Origin of the sequence: Streptomyces sp. NBC_00597, from assembly GCF_041431095.1 — a bacterium.
Classification (GTDB): Bacteria; Actinomycetota; Actinomycetes; order Streptomycetales; family Streptomycetaceae; genus Streptomyces.
The window spans coordinates 93270-116501 of record NZ_CP107757.1 but is presented as its reverse complement, the minus strand read 5'-3'; the positions used below and the strand labels follow the sequence as shown (position 1 = coordinate 116501).

The window sequence follows — 23232 nt, the reverse complement described above, 5'->3', positions numbered from 1 at the left end:
CCAGGGCCGCAGCCGGACCGCCGCGTCCCGCACGAGCAGCCCCTCGTGGTCCGGGGCGGAACTGCTCAGCAGGGGGCTCGTAGGCTCCGGCAGCGGGACCGGCGCGACGGGTAGGTGACCATGCAGACGAGCCCGTCGGGGCGAGCGAAGGCCAGCACCCCGGGCGAGCGGGCGAAGGCCAGCTCCCCGGGCGGCGCGCGCAGCCGGGGGTCGCGCCACGGCTCGGCAGTCCACGGCAGTGGGACCCGGCAGCCGTCCCGCCCCGGGTCGGCTGCCGCCGGACCGGACGCGCATGGGGTCCTGGATCCGGCTGATCGGTATGCCGGCTTCCGGCAGGCCCAGTTCCACCCCCTGGTACGCGTACACGGCGCCGGGCAGGGCGAGCGTCAGCAGGGCCGCGGCCCGCGCCCGCCGGGTACCGAAGCCCGGGCCGGTGGGGGTACCGAAGGCCGTGGCGGCGAAGTCGAAGCCGATGTCGGCGCGCCCGTAGCGGGTGGCGGTGCGGGTCACGTCGTGGTTCCCCTCGGGCCGAAGGCGACCTACGGTTGCTGGTCATGCGGTTCCTCCACATGAGTGCTCGGCGCCTCGGGCTGCCCAGACGGGCCGTCTCGCAGATCCTGCTGACCCAGCTGGCCATCGCCGCCGGGGTCGCCGTGCTGGCCACTGGGCTCTTCCTGGCCCCGCTCAGCGCTCAGCTCGACGACCAGGCCATGCGGCGCGCCCTGGCCATCGCCCAGAGCGCGGCCGCGGACCCGTCACTGGCCGCCGATCTCCTCGACTCCGGGCCGACGCCCGACAGCCCGGTGCAGGCCTCGGCCGAGCGGATCCGCCGCGCCACCGGGGCCGAGTACGTGGTCGTCATGGACCTGGACGGAATCCGCCGCTCGCACCCCGGAACCGACCGGATCGGCCTGCCCGTCTCCACCGACCCGAGCGACGTCCTCGCGGGCCGCGAGGTCATGGAGATCGACGAGGGCACGCTCGGCCGCTCCGCCCGCGGCAAGGTCCCGCTCCTCGCGGCCGACGGGGAGATCGTCGGCGCCGTCTCCGTCGGCATCGCCTACGACAGCGTCCACGAGCGGCTGCTCGGCTCCATCCCGGGCCTGCTCGCCTACGCGGGCGGCGCGCTCGCGGCGGGCGCGCTCGCCGCTTACCTGCTGTCCCGCCGGATCCAGCGGCAGACCCGCGACCTGGCCTTCTCCGATATCGCCGGTCTACTCGCCGAACGCGAGGCGATGCTGCACTCGATCCGCGAGGGCGTGGTCGCCCTCGACCGCGACGGCCGGATCCGGCTGGTCAACGACGAGGCCGCCCGCCTTCTGGGCCTCCCCCCGGATGCCGCCGCCACCGTCGCCGGACGCCCGCTGGACGACGTACTGGCCGCCGGCCGCACCACCGACGTCCTCTCCGGCCGTGTCACCGGCCGGGACCTGCTCACCGTCCAGGGACCCCGGGTCCTGGTCGCCAACCGGATGCCCACCGAGGACGGCGGCGCCGTCGCCACGCTGCGAGACCGCACCGAGCTGGAGCACCTCGGCCGTGAGCTCGACTCCACCAAGGGCCTGATCGACGCCCTGCGCGCACAGGACCACGAGCACGCCAACCGCCTCCACACCCTCCTCGGCCTGCTGGAGCTGGGCCTGCACGAGGAGGCGGTGGAGTTCGTCACCGAGGTCGTCGGAGTGCACCGCAGCACTGCCGAACAGGTCACCGAGAAGGTCCACGACCCGCTGCTGGCCGCCCTTCTCGTGGGCAAGGCGACCGTCGCTGCCGAGCGCGGCGTCCCGCTGCGCCTCGCCGACGCCACCTTCCTGCCCGACCGCCTCATCGATCCCGGCGGCCTCGTCACCATCACGGGCAACCTGGTGGACAACGCCCTGGACGCGGCGGCCGGCTCCGCCGAGCCCCTGGTCGAAGTCGAGCTGCGCGCCGAAGGCCGTACGGCGGTCCTCCGCGTGCGGGACAGCGGGCCCGGTGTCCCGGCGGGCCGCCACGAGGAGATCTTCAACGAGGGCTGGTCGACCAAGCAGCCCAAGGCCCACCGCGAGCGCGGGCTGGGTCTGGCACTCGTACGCCGCCTCGCGGAGCGGCAGGGCGGCACGGCCCGGGCCGGCGGGACAGCGGACGGAGGGGCGGAGTTCTCCGTCGTACTCCCGGAGGCCCTGCGATGAACGAGACCCCGATTCACGTATTGGTCGTCGACGACGACATGCGTGTTGCCCGGATCAACGCGGCGTACGTGGCGAAGGTTCCCGGCTTCCGCGTCTGCGCCCAGGCCCATTCGGCGGCCGAAGCCCTGGACGTCCTCGACACCCGGCCCGTGGACCTGATCCTCCTCGACCACTACCTCCCGGACGAGAACGGCCTGGACCTGGTCCGCCGGCTGCGCCAGCTCGGCCACCGCACCGACGTGATCATGGTGACGGCCGCCCGCGACCTGACCACCGTCCAGTCCGCCATGCGCCTCGGCGCCCTCCAGTACCTGGTCAAGCCCTTCACCTTCGCGGGCCTGCGCACCCGCCTGGAGGCGTACGGCTCCCTGCGCCGCACCCTGGAGACGGGCGGCGAAGCCGAACAGGCCGAAGTGGACCGGATCTTCGGCGCCCTCGCCACGGCCGGTTCACCGAACGAGCTGCCCAAGGGCCACTCCGCCACCACCGCCGAACTGGTCCGCCAAGTCCTGCGATCCGCCGAAGGCCCGCTCTCCACCCAGCAAATCGCCGACCGGGCCGGCATCAGCCGCCAGACCGCCCAGCGCTACTTGAAGCTCCTGGAGCGCACCGCCCGTGTCACCCTGGCCCTGCGCTACGGCGAGACGGGGCGCCCCGAACACCGCTACTCCTGGCTCCCGTCCGAGGGCCCCTGACCGACCGGCGCCCGACGGGAGCCCCGCTCAGACGGCTCCGGCGCCGGTCAGGGAACGGACCTCCGTCTCCGCGTGCTTCGCCGCGTCCGGCTCCTCCGCCGAGGTGACCGTTCCCATCCAGCCCGCCAGGAAGCCCAGCGGGATCGAGACCAGGCCCGGGTTCTGCAGCGGGAAGAACTGGAAGCTCACCCCCGGGAAGAGGGAGTCCGGGCTGCCCGAGACCACCGGCGACAGGACGACCAGCACCACCGCCGGAATCAGGCCCCCGTACACGGACCAGACGGCGCCCCGCGTCGTGAAGGAGCCCCAGAACAGCGAGTACAGGAGCACCGGCAGATTGGCCGAGGCCGCGACCGCGAAGGCCAGCCCGACCAGGAACGCCACGTTCAGGTCCTGGGCGAGCAGCCCCAGCGCGATCGCCACCGCTCCGATCCCGACGGCGGCGACCCTGGCCACCGCGACCTCGCTGCGCTGGCGCGCGTGGCGGCGCTTGAGCGAGGCGTACAGGTCGTGCGCCACGGAGGCCGAGGACGCCAGGGTGATCCCGGCGACCACGGCCAGGATCGTGGCGAAGGCGATCGCCGCCACGAAGGCGAACAGCACCGCTCCCCCGGTCGAACCGGCCCCGCCGCCCAGGAAGGCCGCGAGCAGCGGAACCGCCGTGTTCCCCGAGGCGTTGGACGCCCGTACCTCTTCCGGCCCGACCAGCGCGGCCGCCCCGAAGCCGAGCACGATGGTCATCAGGTAGAAGCCCCCGATCAGCGCGATCGCCCACACCACCGACCGGCGGGCCGCCCGCGCCGTGGGCACCGTGTAGAAGCGGGACAGGATGTGGGGCAGCCCGGCCGTCCCGAGGACCAGTGCGAGTCCGAGGCTCATGAAGTCGAAGCGGGAGGTCCAGTCGCCGCCGTACTTGAGCCCCGGGCTGAGGAACCGCCGCCCGTGGCCGCTGCGCTCGGCGGCGCTGAGGAGCAGCTGGTCGAAGTCCCCGTGGAAACGCAGCAGTACGAGCACGGTGAGGGTGACGGCCCCGCCCATGAGCAGCACGGCCTTCACGATCTGGATCCAGGTGGTCGCGCGCATGCCGCCGAAGGACACGTAGACCACCATCAGTGCCCCGACACCGATCACGGTCAGGGTCCGGGCCGCGGTACCGGAATCGCCGAGCAGCAGGCCCACCAGGCTGCCCGCGCCGACCATTTGCGCGACGAGGTACAGCACCGAGACGGTGACGGAGGCGGTGCCGGCGGCGATCCGGACGGGCCGCTCGCTCATCCGGGCCGCGACCACGTCCGCGAGGGTGAACCGGCCGCAGTTGCGGACCAGTTCGGCGACGAGGAAGAGGACGACGAGCCAGGCGACGAGGAAGCCCACCGAGTAGAGCAGGCCGTCGTAGCCGAAGAGGGCGATCAGGCCGGAGATGCCGAGGAAGGAGGCTGCGGACATGTAGTCGCCTGCGATGGCGAAACCGTTCTCCAGCGGGGAGAACAGTCGGCCGCCCGCGTAGAACTCCTCGGCCGAGCCGTGTCGGTTGCGGCTGACCCAGGTGGTGATGCCCAGCGTGACGGCGATGAAGAGGCTGAACAGGATCAGCGCGAGGGTCTGGTGCTCGCTGGTCACCGGCCGGCCCCCCGGCTGCGCTGCCGCTCCTGGCCGCGCTCCTGCTCGAAGACCGTCCAGCGCAGGTCCAGCGCGGCCCGGTCCCGGCGCAGCCGCGCGTGCCGGGCGTACGCCCAGGTCAGCAGGAAGGTGCTGAGGAACTGGCCGAGACCCGCCAGCAGTGCCACGTTGACCGCGCCGACCACGGGCCGGGCCATGAGGCCGGGTGCCATCGTGGCGGCGACGACGTAGACGACGTACCAGAGCAGGAATCCGGCGGTCGCCGGAACGACGAACCCCCGGTAGCGGCTGCGGACCTCCTGGAAGGCGGCGCTGCGCTGCACTTCGAGGTAGATGTCGGACGCCCCGGGCGCGCCTCGGCCGCCGGCGGCCGGACGCGGGGGCGGCGGTTCCTCGCCCCCGCCCTCCCCCCAGCCGACGGCCAGCGCGTCGTACCAGGGATCGTCGAGCCGGATCGTTCCGGCGTCGGGACCTTCGTGCTTGTCCACCGAACTCTCCTTGTCCGCTGCCTCATTGGCCGCGTGCCCACAAGGATGTGCGGTATGGACGGTTTCCGGACTGGTGTCCCGGTGCTCTTCACTCCAACAGGTGATGGAGCGAAGAGCACCGGTGTGCCGGTGCGCCCGTCAGGCGTCGATGCGCGAGCGGTCCAAGGTCGCCGCGGAGCTCGTGATGAACTCCTTGCGCGGCGCCACCTCATTGCCCATCAGCAGGTCGAAGACCTGCTCGGCCGAATCCAGGTCGCCGATGTTGATCCGGCGCAGGGTACGGAAACGGGGATCCATGGTGGTCTCCGCCAGCTGGTCCGCGTCCATCTCGCCGAGACCCTTGTAGCGCTGGATCGAATCCTTGTACCGGATGTTCTTGCGCTGGAATTCGAGCAGGGTCTGGCGCAGCTCGTTGTCCGAGTACGTGTAGACGTACTTGTCCTGGCCCTTCTTGGGCTGGACGAGTTCGATGCGGTGCAGCGGGGGCACCGCGGCGAAGACCCGGCCCGCCTCGACCATCGGCCGCATGTACCGCTGGAAGAGCGTGAGCAGCAGGATGCGGATGTGCGCGCCGTCGACGTCGGCGTCGACGAGCAGCACGATCTTGCCGTAGCGCGCGGCGTCGATGTCGAAGGTCCGACCCGAGCCGGCCCCTATGACCTGGATGATCGCGCCGCACTCGGCGTTCTTCAGCATGTCCGAGACGGACGCCTTCTGAACGTTGAGGATCTTGCCGCGGATCGGCAGCAGTGCCTGGAACTCCGAGTTCCGCGCGAGCTTGGCGGTGCCGAGGGCGGAGTCTCCCTCGACGATGAAGAGCTCGCTGCGCTCCACGTCGTCACTGCGGCAGTCGGCCAGCTTCGCGGGCAGCGAGGAGGTCTCCAGCGCGGTCTTGCGGCGCTGCGCCTCCTTGTGCTGGCGGGCGGCGATCCGGGTCCGGGCGGCCGCGACGATCTTCTCCATTACGGCACGGGCCTGCTGCTTGTCGTCACGCTTCGTGCTGGTCAGGAAGGCCTTGAGCTCCTTGGCGACCACTGCTGCGACGATCCGGGCGGCCGCCGACGTGCCGAGCACCTCCTTGGTCTGGCCCTCGAACTGCGGCTCGGCCAGCCGGACGGTGACGACCGCCGTCATGCCCTCCATCGCATCGTCCTTGACCACGTCGTCCTCGGCGACGCGCAGCAGCTTCGCCGAGCGCAGCACCTCGTTCACGGTCTTGGTGACCGAGCGCTCGAAGCCGGTGATGTGGGTGCCGCCCTTGGGCGTGGCGATGATGTTGACGAAGGACTTGACCGAGGTCTCGTACCCGGTTCCCCAGCGCAGGGCGATGTCCACGCCGAGCTCGCGGGTGACCTCGGTGGGGGTCATGTGGCCGCGCTCGTCGAGGACGGGGACGGTCTCCTTGAAGGTCCCCTGGCCGCTCAGGCGCAGCACGTCGCAGACGGCCTTGTCCTGCGCGAGGTAGTCGCAGAACTCGCTGATGCCCCCGTCGAAGCGGAAGGTCTCCTCGGTCTTGCCGGCGCCGTCGATGGCCCGCTCGTCGCGGACGACGATGGTCAGGCCGGGGACGAGGAAGGCGGTCTGGCGGGCACGCTGGTAGAGCGTCTCCAGCGAGAGCCGGGCGTCCTTGAGGAAGATCTGCCGGTCGGCCCAGTAGCGGACGCGGGTGCCGGTCTTGCCCTTGGCGACCCGCTTGACCTTGCGCAGGCCATTGTCGGGATCGAACGGACTTTCGGGGCCCTGCTCGGTGAACATCCCCGGGACGCCGCGCCGGAAGCTGATCGCGTGGGTGGAGCTGTTGCGGTCGACCTCGACGTCCAGCCGGGCGGAGAGGGCGTTGACCACGGAGGCGCCCACGCCGTGCAGGCCGCCGGAGGCCGCGTACGAGCCGCCGCCGAACTTGCCGCCGGCGTGCAGCTTGGTCATGACGACCTCGACGCCGGACAGCCCGGTCTTGGGTTCCACGTCGACGGGGATGCCCCGGCCGTTGTCGCGGACCTCGACCGAGGCGTCCTCGTGGAGGATCACCTCGATGTGGTCGCAGTAGCCGCCGAGGGCCTCGTCCACGGCGTTGTCGATGATCTCCCAGAGGCAGTGCATGAGGCCTCGGGAGTCGGTGGACCCGATATACATGCCGGGGCGCTTGCGAACGGCCTCAAGACCTTCGAGGACGAGCAGGTGCCGCGCGGTGTAGTTGGAGCCGTCCCGGTCTGCTCCGGACAGCAGTGCGCTGGAAGGCACGGACGTGTCGGCGGTCACGCAGTTCGCTCCTCGCTGAATTTCTTTTTCTGGCCCGTCGGGCGCAGGGTGGCTCGGTTGCCCGTCGAAGGGTACCGAGGCCTGGTAGAGCCGATGCAACGCCACCCTCGCGCTTCATCAGCGTAGTGCAGGACCGCACGGGTGTTCGATCCCTCGCGCGGGTGAAGCAAACATCACGTTCCCTTCCAGGCATGAACCATTTAGTGTTCGGGCACGTCCTCATGAACAACCGGCAGTCCGCCGGGGAGGACGGAACTGCTACAAGCGAACGACTGACAACGCGAAACCGTAAAGCAACGCAATACGGCTCCTTCGCCGCCAACCGGCAGCAGCCGGCCAGCTTCGGAAGGTAGTTTCGAGGAAAAGCCGCGAGCGGGAACGTTTTCGGCCTGGTTGGATGTTGACCCTGGTACGACAGCTCGTCGAGCTAGAGAAGAGGCGACGTGACTACTGTTCTGACACCCGCGACCCCGCTGACGGCCGCTGACCGATGCGACCGTTGCGGCGCCCAGGCATATCTGCGCGTCGTCCTGCTGAGCGGTGGTGAACTGCTCTTCTGCGCCCACCACGGGCGTAAGTTCGAGCCGGAACTCAAGAAGATCGCCGCGGATATACAGGATGAGACCGAGCGGCTCACGTCCGCTCCGACGGCGAATGCCGACAACGAGGACCGCTGACACAGGCCTAACCTCGCATCCGACGAGCCAGGACCGGCCAGGCCGGTCGACGGGCGGCTCCCCTGAGACCCAGGGGAGCCGCCCGTCCTCATGTCCGGAGCCCTCATGTCCGGAGCCCCGCAAAGCCGTGGGTCGGCCCGGTTGCCCGCCCCCGCACAGGCTCCCCGGCTAGCGGCTCCCGCGCCCGTGTCGTACCCCCGGCGCTCCCGGGGTCCCCTGCACCTCTCCCGTCACATGCCCCCGTACGGGCCGTGCAACCGGCCCGGAGCCCCTTTCGGCACCCCATGCGATGTTCTGGCCGCCGCTCGCCCGCGGGGCCGCCTCCGGGGCCATCACGAAGCCGGTGAGCGGCGCGATCTTCGTATATACCCCCGGACTGTCGGGGCGCCCGCAGCCGCGGCCCCAGGAGACGATCCCGATGAGCTTGCCCTGGGCGACCAGTGGCCCGCCACTGTCCCCCTGACAGGCGTCCCGGCCGCCGTCACCGTGTCCCGCGCACACCATGGAGTCAGGCCGGTACTGTCCGTCCGCGTCCCCCGGGTAGGCACTCCGGCAGACCTCGTCCGCCAGCACCGTCACCCGGGCGGCACGCAGCGCGTACGCATAGTCCCCGAATCCGCTCGTGTCGCCCCAGCCGTACACGGCCGCTTCGCCGCCCGCCTCGTAGCCGGGGTGCCCCGCCTCGGCCATCGGGAGCACGTACTGCGCGGGCACGGCCTCGTCGAGCTCCAGCACGGCCAGGTCCCCGGCATTGCTCCGGGAGTCGTACGCCGGATTCACCCGGGCCGACCGGACCGCGATCTCCCTGCCATCGGCCGCCCGCAGCTCCGTGCGCCCGGTGATCACCCGGAAGTCGGGGACGGACTCCACCGGGCCGCCCAGCACCTGGCGGCCCAGGCAGTGGGCCGCGGTCAGCACCTTGGTCGGGCCCACGATGACGCCCCCGCAGAACTGGCCGCCTCGCGTTCCCCCGAACCGGTCACGGCTGGCGAGTGCCACCACCCACGGGCTGTCGGCCGCCTTCACCGGCCTCCCGCCGATCACCACGCTGTCCGCGGCTGCGTGCGGCGCTTGGGCCAGCGGCGCCGCTGCCGCTCCCGCCACCAGGGTCAGCGCGCCCGCCAGAGCACGGGAAAAGGGACGACGCATGAGGCCTCCTGACTCTGAGTGTGCATGACTCCACCCAGAGTGGGACGCCAAGTGGCCGTGCGCACCCGCGCACGGCCACTTCCGGTACGGTCCCCGGCCCGGTCAGTCCAGGTAGTCGCGCAGCACCTGCGAGCGGGACGGGTGTCGCAACTTCGACATCGTCTTGGACTCGATCTGACGGATCCGCTCGCGCGTGACGCCGTAGACCTTGCCGATCTCGTCGAGGGTCTTCGGCTGGCCGTCGGTGAGGCCGAAGCGCATCGAGACCACGCCGGCCTCGCGCTCGCTCAGCGTGTCGAGCACCGAGTGCAGCTGCTCCTGGAGGAGCGTGAAGCTCACGGCGTCGGCCGGGACGACCGCCTCGGAGTCCTCGATGAGGTCGCCGAACTCGCTGTCGCCGTCCTCGCCGAGCGGCGTGTGCAGGGAGATCGGCTCGCGGCCGTACTTCTGGACCTCGATGACCTTCTCGGGGGTCATGTCGAGTTCCTTGGCCAGCTCCTCCGGGGTGGGCTCGCGGCCCAGGTCCTGGAGCATCTGGCGCTGCACGCGGGCGAGCTTGTTGATGACCTCGACCATGTGCACCGGAATGCGGATGGTGCGGGCCTGGTCGGCCATGGCGCGGGTGATCGCCTGTCGGATCCACCAGGTCGCGTACGTGGAGAACTTGTAGCCCTTGGTGTAGTCGAACTTCTCCACCGCGCGGATCAGGCCCAGGTTGCCCTCCTGGATCAGGTCCAGGAAGAGCATGCCGCGGCCGGTGTAGCGCTTGGCCAGCGAGACCACGAGACGGAGGTTGGCCTCCAGCAGGTGGTTCTTGGCGCGGCGGCCGTCCTCGGCGATGATCTCCAGCTCGCGCTTGAGCTTGGGGGCCAGCTTGTCGGAATTGGCCAGCTTGTCCTCGGCGAACAGGCCCGCCTCGATCCGCTTGGCGAGCTCGACCTCCTGCTCGGCGTTGAGGAGGGGGACCTTGCCGATCTGCTTCAGGTAGTCCTTGACGGGGTCGGCGGTGGCTCCGGCCACGGCGACCTGCTGGGCTGGGGCGTCGTCCTCGTCGTCGGAGATGACGAAGCCCTTGCTCTCGCCGCCGTCCTCTTCCTCCTCGGCCTCCGCCTTGGCCGCGCCGGGGCCCTCCTCAAGGGGCTCCTCCTCGCCGCCCTCGTCGGCGTCCTTCTTGGAGGCGGTCTTCTTCGCTGCCGCCTTCTTCGCGGCGGTCTTCTTGGCGGGAGCCGCCTTCTTGGCCGTCGTCTTCTTCGCCGCGGTCTTCTTCGCGGCGGGCTCGGTTCCGAGCTCCTCCGCCGGAGCGTCCACGGGCTCCGGGTCCACCGTCTCGGCCGCGGGCGCAGCAGCGGCGACGGTCCGCGTAGCCGTCGTCTTCGCCGCGACGGTCTTCGTGGCCGTCCGCTTGGCCGGGGTCTTCGCTGCGACGCTCTTGCGGGTGGTGCGCTTGGGCGACTCCGCGGCACTGACCATCAGCGTCACACCCTCTTCCTCGAGGATCTGGTTGAGGCTGCGCAGAACATTCTTCCACTGGGTCGCAGGAATCTGGTCAGCCTCGAAGGCCCGACGCACGTCATCGCCGGCGATCTGCCCCTCGGCCTTGCCCCGCTCGATGAGCGCCATCACAGACTCGGAATCAGCGATCTCCGGCGGGAGCGTACGGGATGTGCTGGCCGACACGAACAACCTCTCGGAACGATGGAAACGGCTTCCGACCCCGGCCGGATGGTGCTGGACCGGAGCCGACGACCACCGACTGGGGATGGGCCGGGGGCGCGGGCAGGGGCCGGGGAGCTGCACAGCACCCGCAAGGGCTGCTGTCTTCCCTCCGTCGGCCATCACCTCTCTAGGTCATCGCTTGACCTCGCGGAGTGTTACGCCCAATTCTTCGTGGCCCGAGTCACACCCCGACCGCTTGTGCACGCCGACATCGCCGGGACCTCTCCCGGCCGCCGCCGGGAGGTACCGCTCCGGACCCCGTCCCGGGTACCTCCGTGGCCCGGCGGCACGTGCGAGCACTCTGCGCCGCCGACCGCCCGCCCGTCAGTGTTCCCGCGGGGCGGGGACCACGCGCTCGACCTCCGGGTGCACCATCAGGAGCTGGCGCATGGCGTTCTCGGCGCCCGTCGCGTCGCCGGCCGCGAGGGCCTCGACGATCCGCGCGTGGTGGGCGACGCACGCCTCGCTGGGGCGGTCACAGGCTGTGACGGGGCTGCCGGACACCTGGAGCGCCGCGGAGACGATGCCGGAGAGGTGCTCCAGCATGCGGTTGCCCGCAACCTGGATGAGGAGTGCGTGGAATTCGTTGTCGGCGCGCGCGAAGGTGATCGCGTCGCCCTGACCGAGGGCGTGGCCCATGATCTCGACCATGTCGGCGAGGCGCTGCTGGATGTCCGGGCGTCCGTGGCCGGCGGCGAGGCGGGCGGCCAGCGGCTCGATGGTCCAGCGGAGCTCGTTGAGCTCGCGGCGCTGGTCGTCGCGCTGGGGCCCGAAGGCGCGCCACTCGATGATGTCGGGGTCGAGCAGGTTCCAGTCGGCGACGGGCCGGACGCGGGTGCCGACGTTGGGGCGGGCGCTGACGAGGCCCTTGGCCTCCAGCACGCGCAGCGATTCGCGGACCACCGTGCGGGAGACCTCGAAGCGCTGGCCGATCTCCTCGGGGACCAACGGACGGTCTGCACCGAGGTCGCCGGAGACGATCATCTGGCCCAGCTGTTGGACGAGTTGGCCGTGCAGTCCGCGGCCGCGGCTGCCTGCCGCGCGGCGCCCGACCCGGCTCAACTCGACGTCGGCGCCGTCCCAGTGGGGCGCTCCGACGCGGTCGGTGCCGGAGGCTTCCGCGTAGGGGTAGCGGTCGAGTTCGCCCGGGCCGGCGAGGCCGGAGTCGGCATGGCGGGCGGCGGTCATCATGGTGTGCGCAAGGGTACTCACGAATCCTTTGTCGGCCGTGCCTCGACGACCCTTGAGGTCTTTGGTGAAAAGCACACGAAAGGGTGATCGGTGCCACCTGCGCAATTGACGACTTATCGTAAAGAACCGGGCCCTTTGTGGGGGGTTGTGGTCCGGTTCACGTGATGTGGGCCGGATCGGTCCCGTTCCGGCCCGGTCCGGCACCGTCCGGCACCGGAACGATCACCAACGGTCCTTTACCAACGGACGCGGCTGCGCAGTCCTGTGAACCCATAGGCGCACAACAGGACCATCAGCGACAACACCAGTGCCGCAGCGACCGGTTGGGCCATCACCCGCAGGGCGCCGAGGACCAGGCGGTCCGCCTCCGGGGGCCACTGTGCCCAGGCCAGCCCGCGCAGCCGGGCCGCGAGCCCGCTCGCCGGATACGCGGACGGTCCGTCCAGCGCCTTGCGTACGAGCGGAACGACCACGACCGGTACGGCGAGCACAGCGGTCAGGCCCGCGGCCGCCGAACGGAAGACTCCCGAGGCCAGAACGCCCGCCCAGGCGCAACCGACGAGCAGCCCCGCCCAACTCGCCGCCGGGGAGGCCCATTCCCCGGGGGTGCGCAGCGGGCCCCGGTCGAAGACGAGTTCCAGAACGGCGGCGTCGGCCGTGACCGCGAGCGCGCCGAAGGCCACGGCGAGAGCGGCGCAGACGGCGAGTTTGGCGGCGAGCAGGCCCACCCGGCGCGGCACGGTGCCGCGGTCGGCGGCGAGCGCGGGGTAGCGGTACTCCTCACCGAAGGCCAGGGCGCCGAGCAGGCCGGCTCCGAGGGCGGCGGGCGGCAGCGGCAGCAACTCCGGCCAGGCGGCGAGCAGCCGGTTCTGCGGGGTACCGCCGGCCCGGGCCAGCACCAGTGCGGTGACGGCGGAGACGGCGACGACGACGGCCGCGGTCAGGAGGGGCGTGGCGGTGCCGAAGACCCGGCACAGCTCGTAGCGCAGCGGCCGCAGCGGGCCGCCCACGCGGCGCACCGTCGAGGCCGGGCGCCCGCTGCGGGCGGCGGACCGGCCGGCCCCGGGGGCGGATCGCTCTCCGGCTTCGGGCGCGAGGGCCGGGCTCGCCGGGTCCGCCGGGTCCGCCGGCTCCGCGCCCGGCCCGGTGCGAGCCTGTGGCACCGGTGGTACGGACGGGCGGGGCGCGCCGGCATCCCCGGTCTCGTCGGCGAGCTGGTGGACCAGCACGCCGTGCCGGAACGCCGCCTCACCCACCTCCGCGCAGCTGCTGCCGTACACCGACAGGCGGCTACCGCTCTCCTCGACGATCTCCACCGCACGCTGGGCGGCCCGGGCCTCGCGGCCGAGTACATCGGCCAGCCGGGCGGCGTGCGGGCTGCGCACGGCGACCCGCGGCCGCAGCCGGGTGCGGGCGAACTCGGCCGCATCCTGGTCGGCGATGAGCCTGCCGGCCGCGATGCTGACGACCCGGTCCGCGTTGCGGGCCGCCTCTTTCGCGTCATCGGTGGTGAAGAGCACCGCGCCGCCGAGAGAAGCGTGACCGCGCAGCAGCCCGTGGAGCCAGCCGCGTTCGCGGGGCGAGAGTCCGGCGGCGGGCTCGTCGAGGAGCAGTGTGCACGGGTCGGGGAGGAGGGCCGCGGCCAGCCCCACCCGGCGCTCCATGCCGAGCGAGAGCGAGCCGAGCCGCTGGTCGCGCAGACCCCCGATGCCGACGACCTCCAGCATGGTGTCGGCCCGGGAGGCCGGCACCCCGGCGGCGGCGCACAGCATCCGCAGCTGGCTCCGGACGGTCCGCGACGGGTTGCCCGGGACGTCGCCGAGCAGCACTCCCACTTCACGGCCGGGATGCGGGATCCTGTGCAGCGGGCGGCCGCGGAAGTAGGTGACGCCGCGGCCCGGTTCGAGTTCGAGCATGAGCCGCAGTGCGGTGGTCTTGCCCGATCCCGGCTCGCCCAGGAGGGCGGTCACGGCTCCCGGGCGGGCCTCGAACGTGAGGTCGTCCACGAGGGGCGGGAGGTCTCGACGGGGGGTGCTGGTGAGTCCGATGGCCTGGAGCATCGCTTCTCTCGCGGGGGGTGAGACCGCTCTGCGGCAATGTGAGTACCGCAAACAAGATAACGCGATATGTCCGATTTTCGGGGTACCTAGGGTGTGTTAGCGCCCGTGTCGACGCGTCAGATGTCGGGCCGCAGCATCGGCGGGTTGAGAAGGTTCGCCCCGCCGGCCCGGAACAGCTGGGCGGGTCGGCCGCCCTGACGGGTCGTCGTGCCACCGGCCGGCACCAGGAATCCGGGGGTCCCGGTGACCTTGCGATGGAAGTTGCGGGGATCGAGGGCCACGCCCCACACGGCCTCGTAGACCCGGCGCAGCTCGCCCACGGTGAAGGCGGGCGGGCAGAAGGCGGTGGCCAGCGAGGAGTACTCGATCTTGGAGCGGGCCCGCTCCACGCCGTCGGCGAGGATCCGGGCGTGGTCGAAGGCGAGTCCGGAGGCCGCCTGGTCCTCGACGGCCAGGAGCTCGTCGATGGGGGCCCAGCGCGCGCTGTTGGCGTCTCCGCCCGCCCGGGGGGCCGGCAGGTCCGGAGCCAGGACCAGATGCGCCACGCTGACGACACGCATGCGCGGATCCCGTTTCGGATCGCCGTACGTGGCCAGTTGTTCGAGGTGCGCCCCGTTGTCCGCACCCGGTTCGGCCGGGTCGTGGGCGCACAGGCCGGTTTCCTCGGAGAGCTCGCGGGCCGCGGCCGCGGCCAGGTCCTCGTCTCCGCGGACGAAGCCTCCGGGCAGGGCCCAGCGTCCCTGGAACGGCTGCTCACCCCGCCGGACGACCAGCGCGCAGAGCGCGTGACGCCGGACGGTGAGCGCGACCAGGTCGACGGTGACAGCGAAGGGCGGATAGGCCGACGGGTCGTAGGGCGACATGCCGCGATCATAGTCGTCTGCCTGACGATAAACAGAGCTTTGGTGATCCCGGAGGCGGCGACGGGCGGGCTACCCGCCGAGTTGGAGCGCATCGGCCGCCTCCTCCACCATGCCGAGTCCGAGCCTGCTGATCCGGACGGCGAACGGTTCCCCCGACACCCGCAGGCCGGAGAAGCGCAGGGCGCCGAGGGGAGCACCGGGCAACGGGACGAGGGCGACCGTGCCCGCGGGGGCGTCGGGGCGGAGCCCGGCGAGGGCGGTCAGCGCGTGGATCCCGGCAGCCGCAGCCGCCGCCGCGGGACGGCATGCCGCCGGGTGCGGGAGCGGAGCGCTGCCCGCGGTGCGCTGCTCGGCGGCGTACATCTCCGGCAACCGGTACCCGAAGCTCTCCGCGGCGTCCAGCAGCCCCCTCAGAAGTCCGGCGGCCTCCTTGCCGAAGCCGGCCTGGGCCAGCCCGGCGACCGCCACGGCGCTCTCGTACGCCCGCACCGCGCCCGAGCGGTGCCCGAAGGGATTGTGGCCCGGCTCCCGGAACGCCATGCTCCGCAGCCCCCATCCGGAATCCATGGCGGGGGCGCCGAGCAGGCGGGCGAGCTGTTCGGTGCGGACCCGGTCCAGCAGTCCCGGGGCGAGCTCCCCGCCGCCCAGCAGGCCGGTGTCCAAGAGGTGGGCGGCGGCCCCCGTCATCCGGGGCAGCGGCCGCCCGTCGGGATGCAGGGCCGCCGCGGGCCGCCCGCCGTCCGGGCCGTCGATCCAGAAGCCGTCCCGGAACCTCTCCCGCAGTGCGGCGGCCCACTCCCGCCACTCCGCGGCGCCGGGCCGCCCGCATCCCGCGAGCAGGTCGGCCCCGAGCAGCGCGGCCCGGTGGGCGTGGGCCTGAGTCTCGCAGCGCCGCGGCCCGGGTTCGGGATCGGCCAGGAACCCGTCCTTCCCCAGGGCGCCGCGCAGCCAGTCCAGGCACCGCTCGGCCGCCGGGAGGAGCCGTGCCACCCCCTCCTCGGGCATTCCCCAGCGCCGGGCCTCGGCGAGCACCACCGGGAAGGCGAGTGTCGCCTCCGTGCCGGTGCACCCGGGTGGCAGCTGCGGGCCCGCCCCGCGCAACGGCCCCGGGATCTTCCCGGCATCGGGCCCCCCGCCGCCGGTCTGGGTCCGGGCCAGGGTCCGCAGCGTGGCCGCGGCGAGCCCGCTACCGAGCGGCAGGGCCATCCTGGCGGCCCAGAGGGATTCCGCCGGGGCCAGCCCGAGCCGCCACGGGACTCCGGCCGCGGCGAAGGCATCGGACGGTTCCTCGTGGTCCCGCATGAGCAGTGCGCCGAGGTCCTCGACGCTGCGGCGGAACCAGGCTTCGACCCGCGGGTCGTCCCCCTCCGCCCGCGCGTCGGCCAGCGGGTTGGCCACCTGCCCGGCCGGGGCCCGCGCCGTGCGGTCCTGCGTGGTCCGCAGCTCGATGGTGCGGGACTCGCCGGGCCCCAGTTCGAGCTGCCAGCGCAGCAGCCCCGCGGAGGCGAGCGCATCGTCCGGAGCCGGCTCGACAGCAGTGACGGCCTGCGTCTCCCCGTTGCTCCAGCGCAGGCCGGCGGCGTGCACCGCGGCCGGCAGTTCCGGCCCGGCCCGGCCGGCGGCCACCGCGGCCAGCTCGGCCAGGTCGGTGCCGAGCGACACCTCCACGGGCAGGCGCATCGGCCGGGTCGTGAAGCTGCGCACGGTGATCCGCTCGGTGCCGTCCGCGTGCCGGACCCGCTCCACACCGATGTCGGGGTCGGGGCCCGCCTCCGCCCCGGTACGCACGGTCGCGGTGAAGGCGGCTCGGTCGGAGCCGAGGCTGCGCCCCTGGACGGCGACCGGGTCCCGGCCGCCGATCCGGAGTACGCAGCGGGACAGCAGCCTCCGCCCGGAGCGGTAGATCCCGTCGATCCCCCGCCCGGTCAGCTGGCCGTGCTCGGGGGAGATGACCAGGCAGGGCGCGGCGACGCAGATGACGGCGCCGTGCACGGGTGGCAACTCGGTCCTGCGGGCGGGCGGTACGGAGTGAGCCATGGGTCGCCTTGTCTGGGCTGTCTGCGCCCCGGCCGGTTTCGCTGGGCGGCGGCGCGGCCGGGCCCCCGCCACCCTCCAGCTGAACGCCCTCGCCCCCGCCCGGGTCACGGGCCCCGGTGGCGGCTGCGCCCGTACTGGGCCGTGCCGGTGACGCGTCCGCCGCCGCACGACGGTGACGGCGACGTCCCGGATCCGCCGCACGGGTCCCGCGTCCCGGCCGCGCCGCTCGCGCGGGCCCCGGATCACTGGTCGCTCCCCGTGGTGCGGCGGGGCTCACGACGCAGTGGGGTGTCCCGGCGGCCCGGCGGGCGGGTGGTGGCCGCGCGGCGCTTGCGGCGGGGCTCCCGGCGCCGGCGCTCCTCCCGTAGGCAGGCCCGCAGCCCCTCCGGATCGATGCCCTCGTTGCAGGCGTGGTGCAGGAGTTGGGCGAAGCGGTACTCGGAGTCGGCCCGCAGGGCCAGTCCGAGGGCGATCCGGGCGGTCGGCTCGTCCCCGGTGGACCACGAGACCCAGCCCGCGAGGGTGAGCGGTGCCGCCGCGTGCTCCCCGTAGGCCCCGACGCAGCGGCGGGCCAGCGCCCGCCACAGCCGCAGGGCGGGGGCGGCCTCCTCGCCCTCCATCCACTCGGCCGCGACGTCGCGGATCTCGCGGTCCTGCAGGCCGAGGATCAAGGTGGCGGCCTCGTCGTGACCGAGCAGGGCGTCGTCCCAGTCGTCGACCCCCGGACCGCCCTCGACGGGTGGGGCGAGCGTCATCCGCTGCATCAGGGTGCGGGCCAGCGTGACGGTCTCGACACCGACCTCCTTCCGGGTGGCTCCGTCGAGGATCTTCGGGACGAGGGCGGCGGCGGCCCGGTCCAGAGCCCGCTCCATTTCCACGGCCGTTCCCCCGCGCAGCGGTGCCAGCCGGCCCTCGATCTCCCGGAGGGAGCCCCTGACCCGCAGTCCGGCGAAGGTGGCCGTCGCCGCCATCACCGAGGTTCCGGTCGCGGCCAGCGGGCTGCCCTCGGCCGGGCAGCACCGCTCGTCGGGGCAGCAGTAGGACCAGTACCGGCCGCCGGAGATGCAGAGCGCCTCCATCACGGGCACGTCGAGCGCGCCGCAGGCCAGCCGGATGCGCTGGGCCAGCGGCCGCAGCCGGGTCATCACCCGCTGGGCGCTCTCGTCGCCGACCGGATCCTGGCAGAGGAAGACGACGATCCCGTCGGGCTTGGCTCCGTGCCGCTCACTGCCCCGCACGAGGCAGTCGGCGACCTGGCGGGCGGTGTCCTCCCATTCAGCGGGGACCGTGGGAATGCCGACGCGGAGCCGGCCGCCGAAACGCCCGCCCTCGCCGTGCACGGCGACCATGACGAGGGAGTCGGTCGGGTGGAAACCGAGCATGTAGGGCAGCGCGTCGGCCAGTTCCGCCGGGCTGCGCAGGGTGATCCGAGGGTCGGGGGCGGGTCCGGACGGGCTGGTGGAGGGCCGGTCGGACGGGGTGCGTGATTCGCGGTCGTTCGTCATGCCCCGACGGTCCCGTGGACGATCGGATCCGGAAACCCCTGTGGATAACTATTGAGCATTCAACATCCACAGGTTCGGGGCACCATTGGCGCAATGTCAGAACCATCGGGTTGCATGGGGGCATGAACGCAGACCTGAGGACCTCGGCCGACTCCGTACTGGCCCGCCTCGTGGGCGACCCCACGGGCACCGCCCGCCTGCGCGAGGACCAGTGGCTCGCGATCGAGGCCCTCGTGGCGCACAAGCGGCGGGCGCTGGTGGTGCAGCGCACGGGCTGGGGCAAGTCCGCGGTGTACTTCGTCGCCACCTCGCTACTGCGGGCGAACGGCGCCGGGCCCACCGTCATCGTCTCCCCGCTCCTCGCGCTGATGCGCAATCAGGTGGAGGCCGCCGCCCGCGCCGGCATCCGCGCCCGCACCATCAACTCCGCCAACCCCGAGGAGTGGGAGGGGATCCAGGCGGAGGTCGCGGCGGGCGAGGTCGACGTCCTGCTCGTGAGTCCGGAGCGGCTCAACAACCCCGATTTCCGCGACCAGGTGCTGCCCAAGCTGTCCGCCGCGACCGGACTGCTCGTCGTCGACGAGGCCCATTGCATCTCGGACTGGGGGCACGACTTCCGCCCCGACTACCGCCGGCTGCGCACGATGCTGGCCGACCTTCCTCCCGGCGTCCCGGTGCTGGCCACGACCGCCACGGCCAACGCCCGCGTGACCGCCGACGTCGCCGAGCAGCTGGGAACCGGCGCCGGCACGGACGCGCTGGTGCTGCGCGGCCCGCTGGACCGCGAGAGCCTGAGCCTCGCGGTGCTGACCCTGCCCGACGCGGCGCACCGGCTGGCCTGGCTCGCCGACCACCTCGGCGAGCTCCCGGGCTCCGGAATCATCTACACGCTGACCGTGGCCGCCGCCGAGGAGGTCACCGCGTACCTGCGCCACCGCGGGCACACGGTCTCCTCGTACACCGGCAAGACGGAGAACGCCGACCGACAGCAGGCCGAGGACGACCTCCAGGCGAACCGGGTCAAGGCCCTGGTGGCCACTTCCGCTCTGGGCATGGGCTTCGACAAGCCCGACCTGGGCTTCGTGGTGCACCTGGGCTCGCCGTCCTCCCCCATCGCCTACTACCAGCAGGTCGGTCGCGCCGGCCGCGGCGTGGAGCACGCCGAGGTGCTCCTGCTGCCCGGCCGTGAGGACGAGGCCATTTGGCAGTACTTCGCCTCGGTGGCCTTCCCGCCCGAGCAGCAGGTGCGCCGCACCCTGGAGGTCCTGGCCCAGGCGGGCCGGCCGCTGTCGCTGCCCGCCATGGAGCCGCTGGTCGACCTGCGGCGCACCCGGCTGGAGACGATGCTCAAGGTCCTCGACGTGGACGGCGCGGTGCACCGGGTCAAGGGCGGCTGGACCTCGACGGGCGAGCCGTGGGTGTACGACGCCGAGCGCTACGCGTGGGTGGCCCGTCAGCGGGCCGCCGAACAGCAGGCGATGCGCGACTACGCGGCGGCGACGGGCTGCCGGATGGAATTCCTGCGCCGCCAGTTGGACGACGAGGAGGCCGCACCCTGCGGCCGCTGCGACAACTGCGCCGGAGCCCGCTTCACGGCGGACGTCTCCACCACCTCCCTCGACACCGCCCGCGGCGAGCTCGGGCGCCCCGGCGTCGAGCTGGAGCCGCGCAAGATGTGGCCGACCGGGCTGGCCGCCGTCGGTGTCGACCTCAAGGGCCGCATTCCGGCCGGGGAACAGGCCTCCACCGGGCGGGCGCTGGGCCGGCTATCCGACATCGGCTGGGGCAACCGGCTGCGTCCGATGCTCGCGGCGCAAGCTCCCGACCAGCCGATTCCGGACGATGTGGCGCAGGCCGTGGTGGCGGTGCTCGCGGACTGGGCCCGGGGCCCAGGCGGTTGGGCCTCTGGGGAACCAGACGCACCCGCACGGCCGGTGGGCGTGGTCGCCCTCCCCTCGCGCAGCCGCCCCCAACTGGTGGGCTCCCTGGCCGCACGGATCGCGGAAGTCGGGCGGCTCCCGCTGCTCGGGGCGCTCGCGTACACGGACCAGGCCCCGCAGTTCGGCCTGCCCTCCTCCAACAGCGCACAGCGGGTACGCGGGCTCCACCAGGCCTTGACCGTGCCCCCGGCGCTGGCGTCGAGTCTGACGGAGGCTGCAGGGCCCGTACTCCTCGTGGACGACCGCGCGGAGAGCGGCTGGACGCTCGCGGTGGCCACCCGGCTGGTGCGGCGGGCAGGCGCGAAGGGGGTGTTCCCGCTGGTACTCGCGGTCCAGCCGTAGTCGGATGAGTCATCATCGGCGTGTCGGGGCAAGGATATGAACGGCATACCGGCGAATTCTGGTCGGCGGCGCCAATTGCTCGTTGCCGCATGCTCACGGGCCACGCGAGAATCGGAGTGCTCCCGCTCGGCTCGACGGCGCTTCCCAGGGCCGTGCCGCGGCGTGCCCGCACTCCAGCTGTGCCCGTCCGCGGGCGTGTACCCGAAGGGAGGACCGTGACCTTCGGATTCGCCCCGCCCTCGACCACGTCACTGACAACGGCAGCCGGCGTCGCCAGCCGGCACGGCAGAATGCTGGAACCCGCCGAATGGACTGCGGCGGGTGTGCCGCTGCTGTCCAACCCGCGCGAGGTGGTCAGCGGGCTGCACTCACGACACAGTCCGGTGCCCTCGACCGCGGTGATCGCAGTCCTCGGCCCCGAGGAACGACTGGTCGCCAGCGCCTCGTTCGTCCAGCGGTCGGCTTCGGCCGACGGCTGGGACTACCGCAACGCCCTGCTTGCCGGGCTGCGCCGGGTCATCCCGCACGACCTGCGCCGCAGGACCCCGGTGCGGACCGCGGTCCTGCTGTACTGCCGCGAGGGCGACGAGCGGTGGACCGAGGAGGACGGCGCCTGGATGTGGGGGCTGCGGGACGCCTGCACCCTGCACGGGCTGCGGTGCGGCGCGTACATCACGCTGACCCGCGGTGGCTGGCAGGTGCTCGGTGAAGGCCGCGGCGGCCGACACCCCAGCTCCGACTCACGGCCCGAGCACCTCGGCGACAGCGTCGCCGAGTTCCCGGCAGTGACCCTGCGCACCGGCGGCGGCGCGACCGAGGTCATGCGCCGCCGTACCGCCGCACGCTGAACCCGGCCGGCCCGCCCCGCACCCGTACGGGCCGCGCGCAGGAACCCGCGCGCACCCGTCCGAGGCGCACGGCGTTCCGTATGCAGCAGCCCTCACGGCCGTACACCCTGGAGCGGGCGTACGGCAGGTCAGGCCTCGGGCTTCAGCGGGGCCGGCACCGGCCGGCCCCGCCCCTTGCCCGCGGCGGGTACGGGGCGTCAGACGCCCGCGCCCAGCACGGAGTTGATCTGCTCCGGGTCGCCGCACACGATGAGCAGCGCGCCGGCCCGCGCGAGCGCGGTCGGCAGGGCGGCGGCGGTCGCCCCGGCCGGTCCGCCGTTGGCCGCGAAGACCACGACGGGTCGGCCTGCGGCGCGCTCGACCTGCGCCGCGTCCGCATAGAAGACGTCGTCCCCGGCATCGTGCAGGGCCCAGTAGGCGGCCTCGCCGAAGGACAACTCGTGCGCGGCCCACGGGTGCGGGTCGCCGGTGGTGAGCACCAGGACGTCGCTGGGTGCGCGTCCGGTGTCGAGCAGTAGGTCGACGGCCTCTTCGGCCGCGTCCAGCGCGCCCTCGGCGGAAGCCGGGATCAGCTGGACCTGCGGCACCGCCGCCGAGACGGACGGTGCGGTGGGGGCTGCGGGAACGGGTCCGGGGGTGGCCTGCGGCGCACGCGGTGCGGGCGGTGCGGGCCTGGGGGTACTTCCCGCGCGGCTCGCCGCCGCGGCGGAGGGACCGGGGCGCCCCGGCCGCGGAACGGCGGCGGGACGCGGACCAGGTACAGGGCGGGGGGTCTGCGCGGTGCGGCTCGCGGCCGGCGTGACGCGGGGACCCTGGGCACTCTCGTGAATCTGAGGCTCCTCGGGGGTGAGAGGCATGAGTTGATGTCTATCAAACACCGGTACGAAACGTACCGGCGGGTGGCACGTGGGCGCGATCAGAAATCGAAGCCGAGTTGGCCTCCGTTTTCCAGTTCCATCGCTTCCTCGCTGCGCCGCACCTTCTTGAGGTGGCGCCACCGGGGCAGCGCGTCAAGGTACGACCACGAGAGCCGGTGGTACGGGGTGGGCCCCAGCTCCTCAAGCGCGGCCCGGTGCACGGGCGAGGGGTATCCGGCGTTGTCGCCGAAGGCGAAGTCCGCGAATCCGCCGCCCTGCCGGCCGAGTTCGGCCATCATCCGATCGCGCCTGACCTTGGCGATCACCGAGGCCGCGGCGACGGCGACGCAGGACTGGTCGCCCTTGATCACCGTCCGAACCCGCCAGGGCGGGCCGAGATAGTCGTGCTTGCCGTCGAGGATCACCGCTTCGGGCCGCACGGGCAGCGCTTCCAGGGCGCGCTCCGCGGCGAGCCGCAGGGCGGCCGTCATCCCGAGTTCGTCGATCTCCTCCGGGGAGGAGTGTCCCAGGGCGTACGCGGTGACCCAGTCCTCCAGCACGCCGAGGAGGGCGTCACGTCGTTTGTGGGTGAGCAGTTTGGAGTCGGTGAGCCCAGCAGGCGGGCGGCGCAGTCCGGTGATCGCCGCGCACACGGTGACCGGACCGGCCCAGGCCCCTCGTCCGACTTCGTCGACCCCGGCGATGACCTTGGCGCCGGTGGTTGCACGGAGGGAGCGTTCGACGGTGTGGGTGGGTGCTTCGTACGGCATGGCGCCAGCAAGGGTACGCCGCCCCGCGCCGCCTGCACACCCCG

At 72.8% G+C, this 23232-nt stretch carries 17 protein-coding genes and 1 pseudogene; 5 read left to right on the top strand and 13 right to left on the bottom strand.

What is annotated here, in order from left to right; genetic code table 11:
• Window positions 1-6 precede the first annotated feature (6 nt).
• Window positions 7-519, bottom strand: a pseudogene (locus tag OG974_RS00440) (alpha-glucosidase); the annotation flags it as partial.
• Between the two features lie 50 nt (window positions 520-569).
• On the opposite strand from OG974_RS00440, the gene OG974_RS00435 reads away from it, so the two are divergent.
• Together OG974_RS00435 and OG974_RS00430 are read left to right on the top strand one after the other, a co-directional pair.
• The gene (locus tag OG974_RS00435) at window positions 570-2171 is read left to right on the top strand and encodes an ATP-binding protein (protein ID WP_371645013.1); all 1602 of its coding nucleotides are present in this window, start codon (window positions 570-572) and stop codon (window positions 2169-2171) included.
• Window positions 2168-2866, top strand: coding sequence for a response regulator (locus OG974_RS00430; protein ID WP_327278936.1), 699 nt, complete (start codon window positions 2168-2170; stop codon window positions 2864-2866). Before OG974_RS00435 ends, OG974_RS00430 begins: the two co-directional genes overlap by 4 nt.
• 27 nt (window positions 2867-2893) lie before the next feature.
• Here the strand turns inward: OG974_RS00430 and OG974_RS00425 are convergent, their stop codons facing one another.
• From OG974_RS00425 to OG974_RS00415, 3 genes are all read right to left on the bottom strand, one after another.
• Window positions 2894-4486: a cation acetate symporter gene (locus tag OG974_RS00425; protein ID WP_327278935.1), complete on the bottom strand. Its 1593-nt coding sequence runs from the start codon at window positions 4484-4486 to the stop codon at window positions 2894-2896.
• Window positions 4483-4974 (bottom strand): DUF485 domain-containing protein, encoded by a 492-nt coding sequence (locus OG974_RS00420; RefSeq protein ID WP_327278934.1) that lies wholly within the window; start codon window positions 4972-4974, stop codon window positions 4483-4485. Before OG974_RS00420 ends, OG974_RS00425 begins: the two co-directional genes overlap by 4 nt.
• A gap of 138 nt (window positions 4975-5112) precedes the next feature.
• The gene (locus OG974_RS00415; protein ID WP_327278933.1) at window positions 5113-7233 is read right to left on the bottom strand and encodes a DNA topoisomerase IV subunit B; all 2121 of its coding nucleotides are present in this window, start codon (window positions 7231-7233) and stop codon (window positions 5113-5115) included.
• Between the two features lie 443 nt (window positions 7234-7676).
• On the opposite strand from OG974_RS00415, the gene OG974_RS00410 reads away from it, so the two are divergent.
• The gene (locus tag OG974_RS00410) at window positions 7677-7910 is read left to right on the top strand and encodes a hypothetical protein (RefSeq protein ID WP_327278932.1); all 234 of its coding nucleotides are present in this window, start codon (window positions 7677-7679) and stop codon (window positions 7908-7910) included.
• A gap of 168 nt (window positions 7911-8078) precedes the next feature.
• Here OG974_RS00410 and OG974_RS00405 read toward each other — a convergent pair whose 3' ends face one another.
• From OG974_RS00405 to OG974_RS00375, 7 genes are all read right to left on the bottom strand, one after another.
• Window positions 8079-9059, bottom strand: coding sequence for a serine protease (locus tag OG974_RS00405; protein ID WP_327278931.1), 981 nt, complete (start codon window positions 9057-9059; stop codon window positions 8079-8081).
• A 102-nt stretch (window positions 9060-9161) separates the two neighbouring features.
• Window positions 9162-10736 (bottom strand): RNA polymerase sigma factor, encoded by a 1575-nt coding sequence (locus OG974_RS00400; RefSeq protein WP_327278930.1) that lies wholly within the window; start codon window positions 10734-10736, stop codon window positions 9162-9164.
• Between the two features lie 363 nt (window positions 10737-11099).
• The gene (locus tag OG974_RS00395; RefSeq protein WP_327278929.1) at window positions 11100-12041 is read right to left on the bottom strand and encodes a FadR/GntR family transcriptional regulator; all 942 of its coding nucleotides are present in this window, start codon (window positions 12039-12041) and stop codon (window positions 11100-11102) included.
• Window positions 12042-12202: 161 nt separating this feature from the next.
• Complete coding sequence (locus OG974_RS00390) at window positions 12203-14026, bottom strand: ATP-binding cassette domain-containing protein (protein ID WP_327278928.1); 1824 nt, start codon at window positions 14024-14026, stop codon at window positions 12203-12205.
• A 116-nt stretch (window positions 14027-14142) separates the two neighbouring features.
• Window positions 14143-14889, bottom strand: coding sequence for an NUDIX domain-containing protein (locus OG974_RS00385; protein ID WP_327278927.1), 747 nt, complete (start codon window positions 14887-14889; stop codon window positions 14143-14145).
• Between the two features lie 69 nt (window positions 14890-14958).
• Complete coding sequence (locus OG974_RS00380; RefSeq protein WP_327278926.1) at window positions 14959-16926, bottom strand: glycogen debranching N-terminal domain-containing protein; 1968 nt, start codon at window positions 16924-16926, stop codon at window positions 14959-14961.
• Window positions 16927-17168: 242 nt separating this feature from the next.
• Window positions 17169-18431, bottom strand: a complete 1263-nt coding sequence (locus tag OG974_RS00375) for a DUF4192 domain-containing protein (protein ID WP_327278925.1) — start codon at window positions 18429-18431, stop codon at window positions 17169-17171.
• A 122-nt stretch (window positions 18432-18553) separates the two neighbouring features.
• Here OG974_RS00375 and OG974_RS00370 point away from each other — a divergent pair, with 122 nt between their 5' ends.
• Window positions 18554-20713 (top strand): RecQ family ATP-dependent DNA helicase, encoded by a 2160-nt coding sequence (locus OG974_RS00370; protein ID WP_327278924.1) that lies wholly within the window; start codon window positions 18554-18556, stop codon window positions 20711-20713.
• Between the two features lie 215 nt (window positions 20714-20928).
• A complete protein-coding gene (locus OG974_RS00365; protein WP_327278923.1) occupies window positions 20929-21561 on the top strand; it encodes a hypothetical protein in 633 nt (210 codons plus the stop codon).
• 197 nt (window positions 21562-21758) lie between these two features.
• Here OG974_RS00365 and OG974_RS00360 read toward each other — a convergent pair whose 3' ends face one another.
• Window positions 21759-22418 (bottom strand): hypothetical protein, encoded by a 660-nt coding sequence (locus OG974_RS00360; protein WP_327278922.1) that lies wholly within the window; start codon window positions 22416-22418, stop codon window positions 21759-21761.
• 59 nt (window positions 22419-22477) lie between these two features.
• A complete protein-coding gene (locus OG974_RS00355; protein WP_328763969.1) occupies window positions 22478-23188 on the bottom strand; it encodes a ribonuclease HII in 711 nt (236 codons plus the stop codon).
• Window positions 23189-23232 lie beyond the last annotated feature (44 nt).